Raw genomic sequence first — 13,522 nt, 5'->3', positions numbered from 1 at the left:
AAGCCAGCAATTTAAATGACTCCCCATTTTTTAATAAACCAGGTCTTCACTAGCTGAGTGAGCAATAAATAACTTGGCAATAAAAAGGCCAAGCCATACCAATAATCCCTAGAAAGTGGCGCCATTTGAAATCCTTCACCAACCGAAGTAAATGGGAGTACCACTCCTACAGTACAGATTATTAAAGTAGTTACCATCAATGGAATACTTGGAATACTATCTTTGAAGGGCATTTTGCCGGTTCTAATTACATATACGATTAGCGTTTGAGATAGTAAGGACTCGACAAACCAACCCGTCTGAAATATTGGTGATAACTCTAGCGTATTTTCTTTCAAATAAAACCATAAAAAACCAAACGTTAAATAATCAAAAATTGAACTGATAGGTCCTATGCAAAAAATAAACCGGGCCAAGCCCTTTACATCCCATCCGCGAGGACCCTGAAGATACTCTGGATCCACAGAATCTGTAGGGACCGCGGTTTGCGAAAAGTCATACAACAAGTTATTCAATAAAATTTGTATTGGCGCCATCGGCAAAAATGGTAATAAAGCACTGGCACCCAGCATACTAAACATATTTCCGAAGTTTGAACTTGCGGACATTTTGAGGTACTTCATGATGTTTCCGAATACCCGCCGACCCTCAATAACGCCATCGTATAAAACCACTAAGCTTTTTTCAAGCAAGATAATGTCAGCAGATTCCTTTGCAATATCAACAGCAGAATCAACCGAGATACTAACATCCGCAGACTTTAGGCCCGGTCCATCATTAATGCCATCCCCCAGGTAACCCACCACATGTCCTTGATTTTGGAATAATCGAATGACCCTAGCTTTTTGAGCAGGTGTCATTTTTGCAAATATCTTCGTTTGCTTTAATTTATTCGTTAATTCATCATCAGAAAGACTTTCAATCTCAGACCCTAATAGCACTTGATCTATAGATAACCCAACCTCATGACAAACCTTGCGGGTAATTAACTCGTTATCACCCGTTAAAATTTTGACCTCGATACCACATGCCTGTAGGGATGCAATTGCAGGCTTTGCCGATTCTTTTGGGGGGTCTAAAAAGGCGATGAACCCCATCAAAATAAGCCCCGATTCATCAGCCACACTATATGTCTGATGGCTGGTTGTCTCTTTTTTTATCGCCACCGCAATGACCCGAAAACCATCGTTGTTTAAATCAGCGACGACTTGCATCATCTGAGCTTGATTATCTGCATTCAGTGTAATTAACTCTTTTCCTGCCTGCGCCCAAGAACATTGAGCCACCATTTCTTCAACGGCACCCTTGCAAATCAGAATATCTTCCCGATCATTTTTCCGCAAGACAACTGACATACGACGCCTTTGGAAATCAAATGGAATTTCATCAATTTTTTGATAGGCATCAGAGGAGTGAAGTTTTTCGTGAACGCTTTGATGCTTGAGAACAGCTTCATCAAGTAGATTTCGCATTCCAGCTTGATAATGACTATTGAGGTATGCATATTCAAGCACTCCTGCATCATCATTGCCCAATACATCAATATGCTTTTCAAGAATAATTTCATCTTGCGTCAGAGTTCCAGTCTTATCAGTACAGAGGATATTCATAGCGCCCAAGCTTTGAACAGCCGTCAGCCGTTTCACGATCACTCGCTTTTTAGATAGGGCAATAGCTCCTTTTGCCAAGTTGATAGTAACCAGCATGGGTAACATTTCAGGCGCTAGGCCGACCCCTACGGCAATTGCAAATAGTGCCGCCTCAAGCCAATCCCCTTTAATCAGCCCGTTGATTAAAAATACAGCAGGCACCATTGCCGCCATCAAACGTAGCATTAGCCAAGTAAAGCGACTAATTCCTTGATCAAAGCTTGATGTCTTTATCTGCTTAGTAGTTTGTCTTGCCACTTGCCCAAAAAAACTAGCATCTCCCGTTTTGAGAACTAGCGCTGAGCCTATTCCTGAGACTACATGACTACCCATAAAAGCTAAATTGACCCAATCAAATGAAGAGGCAGGTTCTTTGCTTAGTAAGACATGAGATTTTTCAGTTGGCATCGACTCCCCAGTAATGGATGCCTGATTAATAAATAAATCTTTACTGCTAATAATGCGCACATCTGCGGGGATGAGATCACCGACTGATAGACGCACAATATCGCCCGGCACTATCTCACTTAAATCAACGGTGCATTCGATGCCCGAACGAAATACCTCTACCCTTGTATTAACCAAAGACTTGAGTTTCTTTGCAGCCTTATTAGATTTGTACTCCTGGGTAAATGTGAGAGTTGCCGATAAAAAGACCATCAGCGCAATCATGACGGCCCCCCTATCCTCACCAGTCAGATAGGAGACAAGTGATAGGCCTATTAACAAAAGAGATAGTGGTGATATAAATAACTTTAAAAACCGCAGCAAGGGGTTGATCTCTGGCTCCAAATTAAAGGTATTGGGTCCATAGATCTGAAAATTTGCCCTCCACTGCTTCGCTGATAACCCAGTAGAAGAAGATTGGAAATTATGAAAAAGTAACCCTAAATCAGTAGAGGCAAGCTTTTTTATTTCCTCTAATTTAGTGGAGTCATTATTCATCAGACTATTCTAAGCGTTACTTTAAGTAACGCTCAAAAGACAAAACCCCCACCATTACTGATGAGGGTTTGCTTTTCTGGTGGGCCCACCAGGACTTGAACCTGGGACCAAAGGATTCCGGTTTGTGTAATTTTCATTACTCCCTGGACTATGCCTTCACCGTATTCATTTCTGAACTTAGGTGGGTGCCGTCTAGTCTCTACACGTTCAAAGTAATTTCTTACTAAGCTTCGCTCGGCGTTAGCATATTCATTACTGAACTTAGCTTTCTCCGAATTTGACACCATCCCTTATGCAGTTTCCACGCATAAGGCACAACTTTCGCTATGAGTCCTCTGCTCTAACCAACTGAGCTATGGGCCCTAAAACTTTACATTTACTACACACCTTTTGAGGGGTGTTTTACTTCTTAAAACCACATAAAAACCGCATTTACTACACACCATGAAAAAAGCTTCGGTGTGTAAGCGGTGTGTAAGCAATTTTGACTACCTAATTCACCACTAAGCTCTTGAAATCATTGAGGTCTTTGTTACAAGACCCCTAGGGCTTCTTTCTTATGAGTCCCCTGCTCTAACCAACTGAGCTATGGGCCCTAACCACTCATTGTAATTGAAGGGGCTTTCAAATGATTGATTGGTATGCACTTGCTGAAATGTTGGTTTTTATTTAGATATACATTATTATATGTATATCTAAAGGAGATGAAAATCATGGTCGTATCAAAATGGGGGAACAGCCTTGCCATTCGTCTACCAGCTCAAGTGGTCGAATTTTTAGAGCTAAAAGAAGGGGATGACATTGAGGTCCATGTTGCGGATAAAAAGCATTTCCAAGTTAAGAAGAAACCTTCCCTGCAGGATAGGCTTCAAAGTTTGAGAAAATTTCGTGGTCGCATGCCCGCTGATTTTCACTTTGATAGATCTGAATTGAATGAACGCTAAGAAGATATTTTTTGATACCAATACCCTACTTTATTTACTATCATCAGATACCAAAAAAGCAGACTGGGTTACTAAAAATTTACAGCAATCGAACGTAATAAGCGTTCAAGTGCTTAATGAATTTACTTCTGCTAGCATTAGAAAAATAAAAATATCTAATAGTGAGCTGGATGAATTCTTAGATTTATTTACGTCTACATTCAACGTAAGATCGCTTGATATAGATACTTTTGAAACTGGATTGATGGTGTCCAGGCGATATGGATACCATCACTATGATTCAATGATTATTGCTGCGGCTTTGCAAGCAGGATGCGAAAAACTGTACTCAGAAGATATGCAGCACCGGCAAGTAATTGATAAGAGACTGCAGATCGTGAATCCTTTTTTATAAAGGACTCACGATATCGAAGTGCTAGACAATCAATCTTCCTCGAGGAAGGTCTTGAGTTTGTCGCTACGGCTTGGATGACGCATTTTTCTCAGGGCCTTAGCTTCGATCTGACGAATACGCTCACGAGTAACGTCAAACTGCTTGCCGACTTCTTCGAGAGTGTGATCAGTGCTCATCTCAACACCAAAGCGCATACGCAATACTTTTGCTTCACGTGGTGTTAATGAATCAAGAACGTCCTTCACCACATCACGCATAGAGTCATGCAATGCTGCTTCGGCTGGAGCCAATGTATTGCCATCTTCAATAAAGTCGCCCAAATGAGAATCTTCATCGTCACCAATTGGTGTCTCCATGGAGATAGGCTCTTTAGCAATCTTCATGATCTTGCGGATCTTATCTTCAGGAATCTCCATCTTCAGCGCCAAGGTTGCAGCATCTGGCTCATGGCCAGTTTCTTGCAAGATCTGACGGCTGATACGGTTCATCTTGTTGATTGTCTCAATCATGTGAACAGGGATACGGATCGTACGGGCCTGGTCAGCAATCGAACGAGTAATCGCCTGACGAATCCACCATGTTGCATAGGTAGAGAACTTATAGCCACGACGGTATTCAAACTTATCTACCGCTTTCATCAAGCCGATGTTGCCTTCTTGAATCAAGTCCAAGAACTGCAAGCCGCGGTTGGTGTATTTCTTAGCAATGGAGATTACCAAACGTAAGTTGGCTACCGTCATCTCACGTTTCGCTTCACGGGCACGCTTCTCGCCAGCGATCATCTGCTTGTTTACTTCTTTTAATTCTGGAAGTGGAATAACAACATTCTTCTGAATATCAATCAACTTCTGTTGAAGTTCTTGAATTGCAGGGACGTTACGTTGCAAGAGTGCGCTGTAAGGCTTATTCTCTTTAAGCAACTTCTCAGTCCAAGTCAAATTCATAGACATCTTAGGGAAGTCCTTTAATACTTCGCTACGATTAACGCCAACTTTATCTACCAAAAGACTTACGATGCCACGCTCGAGTTTCCATACCTGGTCTACTTGTGAGCGCATAGTGTCACATAACTTCTCAACACTCTTCGCTGTCAAACGGAAACCAAGCAATTCAGCGCGAATTGCTTCTTGTGCTTTCAGATACGCAGGACAGTTATAACCATCCTTATCAAACGCACGGCGCATCTTGTCAGCTTGTGTGCGAACGATGGCAAACTTCTCTAAAGAAATCTGCTTTAACTCTTCTAGTTGCTTGGCATTCGCTGTTGCAGCGCCACCGCCGCCACCGCCGCCCTCATCCTCACCGCCGTCATCTTCGCCCTCTTCAGCGTCCGGATCAATTTCTGGCTCTTCAGGTCCAAGCTTAATATCTTCTGCGTTAGGATCAACTAGACCATCAACAAACTGGTCAATCTCCATCTCGCCACTAGCGATCTTGTCAACGTTGCTCAGAATCTCCGCAATCGTTACTGGGCAAGCGGCCAAAGCCATCACCATATCTTTGAGGCCGGCCTCAATCTTCTTCGCAATGACGATCTCGCCTTCGCGAGTCAGCAAATCCACTGTACCCATCTCACGCATATACATGCGTACTGGATCGGTAGTGCGTCCGAATTCTGAATCAACTGTAGATAAAGCAGCTTCAGCCTTTTCTTCAGCCTCTTCTTCGGAAGCTGCGGCCTCTGTATTGTCAGACAGGATTAAAGTTTCAGCATCGGGCGCTTGTTCGTAAACAGTAATACCGATGTCATTGAGCAAGCTGATCAAAGTCTCTAATGCATCCGCATCAGACAACTCGTCAGACATCACGTCATTCATCTCGCCATGGGTTAAATAGCCCTTGGACATACCCATCTTGATCAAAGTCTTCAAACGAGCACGACGTAGCTCTTGCTGCTCTTCAGTACCCAACTGCTGTGCTGCAAATTCTTTTAAGAGCGCCTTCTCTTTAGCTTTACGCTCACGCGCTTTTTGACGATCCGTTAAAACTGGCTCCGCATTTTCTGCAGGAGCATCCGTCTTGGCTTTACGGCCACGCTTCTTTTCTTCTTCAGCTACTGGCGCCTCAACTTCAGCAACCTGGGCTTTTTTATCTTTGGTTGCTTTTACTTCCTTTGCCTCTTTAACTGGCTCAACCTTAGGAGCAGGCGCAGCTTTACCTTTTTTTACTGGCTCAACTTTGACTTCTGCTTTTGCTGCTTTCACAGGGGCTTTAGCAACTGGCTTTGCCGGCGCTTTTGCCGCTGGCTTTGCAACTGCTTTTGTTGGTTTTGCTGGCGCTTTAGCTGCAACCTTAGGGGCTGGCTTTGTGACAGCCTTCACCGGTTTAACTGGTGCTTTAGCTTTTGGAGCTGGCTTAGCAGGTGCCTTAGCTTTAGGCGCTGGTTTTGCAGCCGCTTTTACTGGCTTTGCAGGAGCTTTCGCTTTTGGAGCGGGCTTAGCTGGTGATTTAGCTTTAGAAACTGGTTTTGCGGCAGCCTTTACTGGCTTAGCTGGGGTTTTTGCTTTGGCCGCTGGTTTTGCAGCGGCTTTTACTGGTTTAGCTGGAGCTTTCGCTTTTGGAGCTGGTTTTTTGGTCTTGGTATTCGGCATTTATTAGCACTTACTCACATTACTGTTATTGATATCGACTGATGAAACACAGCCCCGTAGTAACTCACTTACTCACTTACCCCAAATTTCATCAAAATAAAGCGCAAGTGGCTGAATTAAATCGGTTTTTTCTTGGGAACAGAGGATTATAGTCGATTGCGACTTTTTTACCTCCGTAACACTTAAAAATATGGGGTAATTTCGGGGGATTTCTAGGGGTGTTTCAGTAAATTCTTAGGAGAATTTCAGCTTTTCGCCCAATTCCCGATAACGGGCTTTGTCTTGCTCAGAAGCAATGCTTCCAGAGATCTTTTGGGCGATTTCAGTCATTTCCTGCTTGAGATGGGTTAATTCCAGCTTTTTGAATGCCCCCTCAAGATCAGCAGCTGCACCCTCTAACTCCAAATCAGAGCCCATTACTCGATTTCTCAGGACCTCATACAGAGGAGCCAACTCACTACGAGAGAGTTGATCTTGGAACATGGCAAATGCGCCGGCACCTGCGATCGCTGGTTTATTACCCTCGCCTGGAATCAACTCAACCAAGTCACACTGTGACAAAAGATCTTTCATTAAAGCGTGGGCTTTTTCAGATCTCTGCTCTGCCGCCTTCAATGCTAGTGCGCGCTTATTTTCATCCAATGCTTTTCCTAAATGCGGAAACTGGATAATCACTCGCAGCATTTGCTCGGCTAAATCCGTTGGCGCTTTGGGTGGCTCGATATTTTGAGTAGCAACTCTTTTTGCAGAACCTTTGGATGCTTGCCAAGGCGCGCCTTGACGATTGCCATTATTAGAAAAATTATTTTGGCTATTTCGGTTGCCTTGATTACCTTGTCCACCTTGATAGCGCGCCTGTGCTGGCTGATAAGTAGTTTGACGAACAGGTGCGGGCGCTACTGTTAAACCACAAAATGCTTCTAGTTCTGCAGGGGTAGTATTGGTGCGAATCGCGAGTTCGCGCAGAATTTGCGTACGCAAAGCAATGGGAGGCATCGAGAGTAAAAGTGGCTTAGCGGCATGATGGGTATGGGCTCGACCTTCTGGGGTAGTTTGCTCGTGACCCTCACTAACAACCTTAAAGAAGAAGCTAGAGATAGACATAGCCTCTTTAATCACCTTCTCAAAAGCAGGTGCGCCATAAGCACGAACATAGCTATCAGGGTCATGCTCTGTCGGTAAGAATAAGAAGCGAATTTCTTTATCATCTGACATGAGCGGCAAACATGCTTCAAGAGCACGCTGGGCAGCACGTTGACCAGCGGAGTCACCATCAAATGAGAAAACCACTTTATCGGTTTGTCTGAGTAGCATGCGTACATGGTTTGCTGTACAAGCTGTACCCAGTGTTGCAACCGCATTTGGAAAACCCAATTGCGCTAAGGCAACAACATCCATATAACCTTCGCACACCAAAACATATTCCTGGGTACGAATCGCTTGTCTTGCTTCAAACAAGCCATAAAGCGTATTGCCTTTTGAGAACAATGGCGTCTCAGGAGAATTTAAATACTTGGGTTCACCTTGATCCAAGATCCGTCCACCAAAGCCAATGGTTTGACCTTTGGGATTGCGAATAGGAAACATAATGCGGTCACGGAAACGGTCGTAGCGCTTTACATTTGCACCTTCGGACTGTTCACCCTGAATCAGTAAACCGCCCTCTAGCAAAGTCTTGGCAACCTCATCATTAGAGTAGGGGCCAAATACTGCTTCAAGACCCTGCCAGCCGTCAGGCGCATAACCTAAGGCATAACGCTTAGCAATCTCACCAGTGAGTCCACGGCCCTTTAAATACTCAACTGCCCTGGTATTGCCTTTGAGTTGTTGGCGATACCAATCTGCAGCAGTGCTCATCACCTCACTCAATGCCATTGCTTGCTGCTGTCTCGCTACATCATTTGCAGTGCGCTCTTCACGAGGCACATCTAAGCCTACGGAACGCGCAAGATCTTCAATAGCATCCACATATCCAAGTCCGGAATACTCCATTAAGAAACTAATGGCAGATCCATGGGCGCCACAACCAAAGCAATGATAAAACTGTTTAGTAGGTGAAACTGAAAATGATGGGGACTTCTCTGAATGGAAGGGGCACAAACCCTGAAAGTTCGCGCCCGCTTTTTTTAGCTTAACGTGCTGCCCAACCACATCAACGATATCAACCCGATTTAAAAGATCGGCAATGAAGGATTGTGGAATGAGCGCCATGTAGCCAGTATGAAAGGATTTTGCTTTCTTGACTAGCTACTGAGTTTACTTACTTCGCCAATGTGGCTTTTACCAAGCCAGATACTTTACCCATATCTGCTTTGCCAGCCAATTGACCTTTCAGTACGCCAATGACCTTACCCATATCCTGTGGGCCTGCAGCGCCAGTTGAAGCAACGGCAGCAGCCACTGCAGCTTCTACTTCAGCATCGGATAACTGCGCCGGCAAGTAGGTTTGCAAAATCACCATCTCAGCAGATTCAATCGCAACTAAATCATCGCGATTGGCTTTTTCAAATTGAGAGATCGAGTCTTTACGTTGCTTAATCATTTTTTCGACAGTTGCAATCACACCAGCATCGTCAACCACGATGCGCTCGTCGACTTCGCGTTGCTTGATCGCCGCCAATAAAAGACGAATCGTTCCTAGGCGCTCAACTTCTTTGGCGCGCATAGCATTTTTCATATCTTCGGTGATTTGATCTTTTAGACTCATGGCTTTATTCCTGGTGTTGAATATAAAACGTCGAACATTTAATAATGGTGATTAAAAAGCAAAAACCCGCTGCGTTTCACCGTCAGCGGGTTTCAAAGCCTCTCGGTGAGGAGAGCTTTTAAATTCTATTAGTAAAGCTTCTTAGGCAACATTTGGCTACGAATACGCTTGTAATGGCGCTTAGCAGCTGCAGCCTTCTTGCGCTTACGTTCAGCCGTTGGCTTCTCGTAGAACTCGCGTGCACGCAAGTCTGTCAAAAGGCCATTCTTTTCAATGGTGCGCTTGAAACGGCGCAATGCCACTTCAAATGGTTCGTTTTCGCGGAGGCGGACTGTAGTCATACTTATTTAACTCGTATATGCTCGATAGATATCGAAAAATTAACTGAATTGCGATTCTAGCACGGCTAAGTAAAAAAATGATTGTTTTAGGAATAGAAACTTCTTGTGACGAGACCGGGGTGGCTTTATACAACACCACGCCTTGGGAAGAGGGTAAACCGGCCTTCCAGGGCATATTGGGCCAGGGCCTGCACTCTCAAATCGCCATGCACCGGGACTATGGGGGCGTTGTCCCCGAATTAGCCTCCCGCGACCATATTCGTCGTGTTTTACCCCTCTTAGACCAATCCTTAGCCCAATCTGGCCTCAAATTGGCCGATATTGATGCTGTGGCATTCACTCAGGGCCCCGGATTGGCTGGCGCCCTCCTGGTAGGAAGCGCTTTTGCTAAATCCCTAGCCCAAGGTCTCAATTTACCGTCTATAGGGGTACATCACCTCGAAGGACACCTACTTTCCCCGCTTTTGGGCCAAACCGCCCCTCAATTCCCCTTTATTGCCTTGCTGGTATCTGGTGGCCACACGCAACTCATGAAAGTCTCCGGAATTGGTCAATACGAGCTGCTTGGCGAAACCTTGGATGATGCGGCGGGAGAAGCCTTTGATAAGACGGCCAAATTACTCGGCTTGGATTACCCCGGTGGCGCAGCTATTTCTAAATTGGCAGAGCAAGGCCGCCCAGGTATTTTTGATTTACCTAAACCCATGTTGCACTCTGGTGATTTAGATTTTTCTTTCTCTGGATTAAAGACGGCCGTTCTCAATCAAGCGAAAAAGTTTGCAGAAAAAAATATTGTGAACCCTTCAGAGGTTGCACAATTTCACGCGGATCTTGCTAGAAGTTTTGTTGACTCCATCGTGGCAGTTCTTGTCAGTAAGTCCGAGAAAGCACTCAAACAAACGGCCTGCAAACATTTAGTGCTCGCAGGTGGCGTTGGTGCCAATTTGCAACTACGTGCTGCACTCAATGACAAAGCGAAACATAATGGTTTTGAAGTACATTACCCGCCGCTTGAACTCTGCACGGATAACGGCGTGATGATCGCTTTTGCTGGGGCGCTGCGCATGATCGAAAAAAATAATGGCTCCACAACTTCTGGAGCCTTTGATATCAAACCCCGCTGGGATTTGCAAAGCAATAACCTGAAATAGATTTATTGCCTATCTGAATTTGCCTATTTCTGATGACTGATTCTGGCGAATGCGCTGTGGTTGTGAATGGATTCAAAGTTCTCAGCCTCCACCACAAAAGAGCGGATACGCTGATCTGCCTTGAGATTGCCGGCTACGTCACGCACTAAGTCTTCTACAAACTTCGGGTTGCTATAAGAATGCTCAGTAACCCATTTCTCATCGGGACGTTTCAGCAATCCCCATAACTCGCTAGAAGCTTCGCTTTCAGCAGCGGCAACTAAATCCTCCACTGTCATCTGCGTTTCAGAATCCAACGCTACAGTCATAGTGACGTGTGAACGTTGATTATGTGCACCAAACTCAGAAATCTCTTTTGAGCAAGGACACAAACTCATTACTGGAACTTGTGCGCGTAAACCCAATTCAATATCAGCGCCGCCTGTTGCATTTTGCTTGGCTGTTGCCATCCAAGTCACTTCGTAATCCATCAAACTTTCTACACCAGAAACCGGCGCTGCTTTTTTTACGAAATGTGTGTAAGTAAATTGCACGTGGCCTTCTTTAGCATCGAGCAAAGGCAACATATCACGAACTAAGGCAACAATGGTGGTGCTATCCACAGCCGCATCTTGTTTTTGGAGAAGCGCCATGAATCGCGACATGTGCGTACCCTTTACATGCGCAGGTAAGGCCACATCCATCTCAAAAGTTCCAACCGATGGGAAGTTACCCGTCTTGCTGCGAATGGTCAGTGGATGACGTACGCCACGAATACCAACTTGCTCAATAGGCAGTGCCCGCTCATCCAAAGTGGATTGCACGTCAGGCATTGCGCTGGCTTTCAGAAATGCGGGATTCAAGTCATTCATGGCTCTATTTTCAGGCAAAACGGGCTTATTTGCCTAACAGCGTAGTATTTATGGTCAATATTGCCGGAAAACGTTGTTTGATGGAGTTAGCAATACCCTCAACATCCAAGCCATACTTGGCCATCAGCAGGCTGTAGTCACCATGCTCGATAAATTGATCAGGAAGACCTAATTGCAAGAGGGGTTTCTGAATACCGAGATTCGAGAGCGCCTCTAAACAAGCGCTACCTGCACCACCGGCAATAGCCCCATCCTCAATCGTCACAAAATAATCATGATCAGCCGCTAACGATTGGATGAGATCTACATCGAGCGGCTTTACAAAGCGCATATTGGCCACCGTTGCATTAATCCCTTCAGCCACTTCGAGTGCTGGGTAGAGCAAAGTGCCAAACGCCAATATCGCCACACGTTGACCAGCAGGCGCAGTGGATTTGCGACGAATCTCACCTTTGCCAAATGGCAGAGTGCGTAATTCTTTAGATGGGATAGTGCCAACGCCTGCACCACGCGGATAGCGCACTGCGCTTGGATGTGGCTGATGAAAGGCAGTCGTTAACAAGTCGCGGCATTCCGATTCATCTGCCGGCGTCATCACTAGCATATTCGGAATACAACGCAAGAATGGAATGTCATAAGCGCCAGCGTGCGTAGCGCCATCAGCACCAACGAGACCAGCGCGATCTAATGCAAACAACACCGGCAAATCCTGTATCGCCACATCGTGAATGAGTTGGTCATACGCGCGCTGTAAGAAAGTAGAGTAAATCGCTACTACTGGTTTCATGCCTTCACATGCCATACCAGCTGCAAAAGTGACCGCGTGCTGTTCAGCGATACCGACGTCGTAGTAACGCTTAGGGAAACTCTTCTCAAATTCAACTAAACCAGAACCCTCTCGCATGGCTGGAGTAATGCCCACCAATAAAGGATCTGCATGCGCCATGTCGCATAACCACTCACCAAATACTTGAGTAAACGTTTTTTTGCTGGCGGCTGATTTTTTGACACCCTCTTCAGGATTAAATTTACTAGGGCCGTGATAGAGCACAGGATCAGCCTCAGCCAATTCATAGCCTTGACCTTTTTTAGTCACCACGTGCAAGAACTGGGGTCCGCGACCTTCTAAAGCCAAGCGACGCACGTTCTGCAGCATCGGGATCAAGGCATCTAAATCATGGCCATCAATCGGGCCGAAATAATTAAAGCCAAACTCTTGGAAGATTGTCGATGGAGAAACCATTCCTTTAGCGTGATCTTCAAGGCGTTTAGCAAACTCACGCAAAGGAGGCGCAATTGATAAAACACTATCAATGCCTTTTTTCGTCGCCGAATAAATATTGCCACTAAGCAATCTAGCCAGATGGCGATTGAGCGCGCCCACAGCAGGCGAGATCGACATGTCGTTGTCATTCAAAATCACTACGAGGGGTAAGTCGTCGTATACACCGGCATTATTCATGGCCTCAAAAGCCATACCGCCAGTCATCGCACTATCACCAATCACTGCTACGGCTACATGTCGTTCGCCTTTGGTTTGAAACGCACGCGCCATACCCATTGCTGCAGAAATACTCGTGGATGAATGACCGGTACCAAAAGCATCAAACTCACTTTCAGAGCGATGCGGAAAGCCTGATAGGCCCTTGTGCTGACGCAAGCTACCCATGCGTTCACGACGACCAGTCAGAATCTTATGTGGGTAACTCTGATGGCCAACATCCCAAACAATGCGATCGTCTGGGGTATCAAATACGTAGTGCAAGGCAATAGAGAGCTCTACCGTTCCCAAGTTGGACGACAGATGTCCACCCGTCTTGGATACAGAATCCAAGACAAACTCGCGCAACTCATCAGCTAAAGCTGGTAGCTCTTCGCGGGAGAGTTTTTTGAGATCGTCGGGGGAGTTAATGGAATGTAAAGTCATTGAACCTAAATAATCTGTACTG

General features: G+C 45.4%; 10 protein-coding genes. 3 read left to right on the top strand and 7 right to left on the bottom strand.

Annotation, left to right across the window (positions count from 1 at the left end):
- Nucleotides 1–11: 11 nt before the first annotated feature.
- On the bottom strand, nt 12–2,594 hold the full coding sequence (gene mgtA / locus ICN34_RS01565) for a magnesium-translocating P-type ATPase (RefSeq protein WP_216120430.1): 2,583 nt from the start codon (nt 2,592–2,594) through the stop codon (nt 12–14).
- Nucleotides 2,595–3,307: 713 nt separating this feature from the next.
- Between mgtA and ICN34_RS01560 the strand changes: the two genes are divergently transcribed.
- Both ICN34_RS01560 and ICN34_RS01555 read left to right on the top strand, forming a co-directional pair.
- Nucleotides 3,308–3,538, top strand: a complete 231-nt coding sequence (locus tag ICN34_RS01560; protein ID WP_072582921.1) for an AbrB/MazE/SpoVT family DNA-binding domain-containing protein — start codon at nt 3,308–3,310, stop codon at nt 3,536–3,538.
- Nucleotides 3,528–3,932: a PIN domain-containing protein gene (locus ICN34_RS01555; RefSeq protein ID WP_072582870.1), complete on the top strand. Its 405-nt coding sequence runs from the start codon at nt 3,528–3,530 to the stop codon at nt 3,930–3,932. Before ICN34_RS01560 ends, ICN34_RS01555 begins: the two co-directional genes overlap by 11 nt.
- Nucleotides 3,933–3,961: 29 nt before the next feature.
- Here the strand turns inward: ICN34_RS01555 and rpoD are convergent, their stop codons facing one another.
- The 4 genes from rpoD to rpsU form a co-directional block, all read right to left on the bottom strand.
- Nucleotides 3,962–6,523, bottom strand: coding sequence for an RNA polymerase sigma factor RpoD (rpoD, locus tag ICN34_RS01550; protein ID WP_216120428.1), 2,562 nt, complete (start codon nt 6,521–6,523; stop codon nt 3,962–3,964).
- Nucleotides 6,524–6,757: 234 nt separating this feature from the next.
- Nucleotides 6,758–8,734 carry a DNA primase gene (gene dnaG / locus ICN34_RS01545; RefSeq protein WP_072582868.1) on the bottom strand — a complete coding sequence of 659 codons (1,977 nt, stop codon included), beginning with the start codon at nt 8,732–8,734 and terminating at the stop codon, nt 6,758–6,760.
- A 49-nt stretch (nt 8,735–8,783) separates the two neighbouring features.
- Nucleotides 8,784–9,230, bottom strand: coding sequence for a GatB/YqeY domain-containing protein (locus ICN34_RS01540; RefSeq protein WP_072582867.1), 447 nt, complete (start codon nt 9,228–9,230; stop codon nt 8,784–8,786).
- A gap of 128 nt (nt 9,231–9,358) precedes the next feature.
- Nucleotides 9,359–9,571 (bottom strand): 30S ribosomal protein S21, encoded by a 213-nt coding sequence (rpsU, locus tag ICN34_RS01535; RefSeq protein ID WP_011903537.1) that lies wholly within the window; start codon nt 9,569–9,571, stop codon nt 9,359–9,361.
- 77 nt (nt 9,572–9,648) lie between these two features.
- Here rpsU and tsaD point away from each other — a divergent pair, with 77 nt between their 5' ends.
- Nucleotides 9,649–10,722 (top strand): tRNA (adenosine(37)-N6)-threonylcarbamoyltransferase complex transferase subunit TsaD, encoded by a 1,074-nt coding sequence (gene tsaD, locus ICN34_RS01530; RefSeq protein WP_072582866.1) that lies wholly within the window; start codon nt 9,649–9,651, stop codon nt 10,720–10,722.
- Nucleotides 10,723–10,745: 23 nt separating this feature from the next.
- Here the strand turns inward: tsaD and folE2 are convergent, their stop codons facing one another.
- Both folE2 and dxs read right to left on the bottom strand, forming a co-directional pair.
- Entirely contained in the window at nt 10,746–11,573 is an 828-nt protein-coding gene (gene folE2 / locus ICN34_RS01525; RefSeq protein ID WP_216120426.1) for a GTP cyclohydrolase FolE2, read from the bottom strand.
- Between the two features lie 25 nt (nt 11,574–11,598).
- A complete protein-coding gene (gene dxs / locus ICN34_RS01520) occupies nt 11,599–13,500 on the bottom strand; it encodes a 1-deoxy-D-xylulose-5-phosphate synthase (protein WP_216120424.1) in 1,902 nt (633 codons plus the stop codon).
- Nucleotides 13,501–13,522 lie beyond the last annotated feature (22 nt).

The organism is Polynucleobacter sp. Tro8-14-1 (assembly GCF_018881655.1).
Taxonomy (GTDB): domain Bacteria; phylum Pseudomonadota; class Gammaproteobacteria; order Burkholderiales; family Burkholderiaceae; genus Polynucleobacter.
This window is presented reverse-complemented; position numbering and strand designations above follow the sequence as displayed.

Bases quoted from the DNA above. Each gene is read 5' to 3' on its own strand.
- mgtA (WP_216120430.1), bottom strand. From the start codon at position 2,594: ATGAATAATGACTCCACTAAATTAGAGGAAATAAAAAAGCTTGCCTCT.
- ICN34_RS01560 (WP_072582921.1), top strand. From the start codon at position 3,308: ATGGTCGTATCAAAATGGGGGAACAGCCTTGCCATTCGTCTACCAGCT.
- ICN34_RS01555 (WP_072582870.1), top strand. From the start codon at position 3,528: ATGAACGCTAAGAAGATATTTTTTGATACCAATACCCTACTTTATTTA.
- rpoD (WP_216120428.1), bottom strand. From the start codon at position 6,523: ATGCCGAATACCAAGACCAAAAAACCAGCTCCAAAAGCGAAAGCTCCA.
- dnaG (WP_072582868.1), bottom strand. From the start codon at position 8,734: ATGGCGCTCATTCCACAATCCTTCATTGCCGATCTTTTAAATCGGGTT.
- ICN34_RS01540 (WP_072582867.1), bottom strand. From the start codon at position 9,230: ATGAGTCTAAAAGATCAAATCACCGAAGATATGAAAAATGCTATGCGC.
- rpsU (WP_011903537.1), bottom strand. From the start codon at position 9,571: ATGACTACAGTCCGCCTCCGCGAAAACGAACCATTTGAAGTGGCATTG.
- tsaD (WP_072582866.1), top strand. From the start codon at position 9,649: ATGATTGTTTTAGGAATAGAAACTTCTTGTGACGAGACCGGGGTGGCT.
- folE2 (WP_216120426.1), bottom strand. From the start codon at position 11,573: ATGAATGACTTGAATCCCGCATTTCTGAAAGCCAGCGCAATGCCTGAC.
- dxs (WP_216120424.1), bottom strand. From the start codon at position 13,500: ATGACTTTACATTCCATTAACTCCCCCGACGATCTCAAAAAACTCTCC.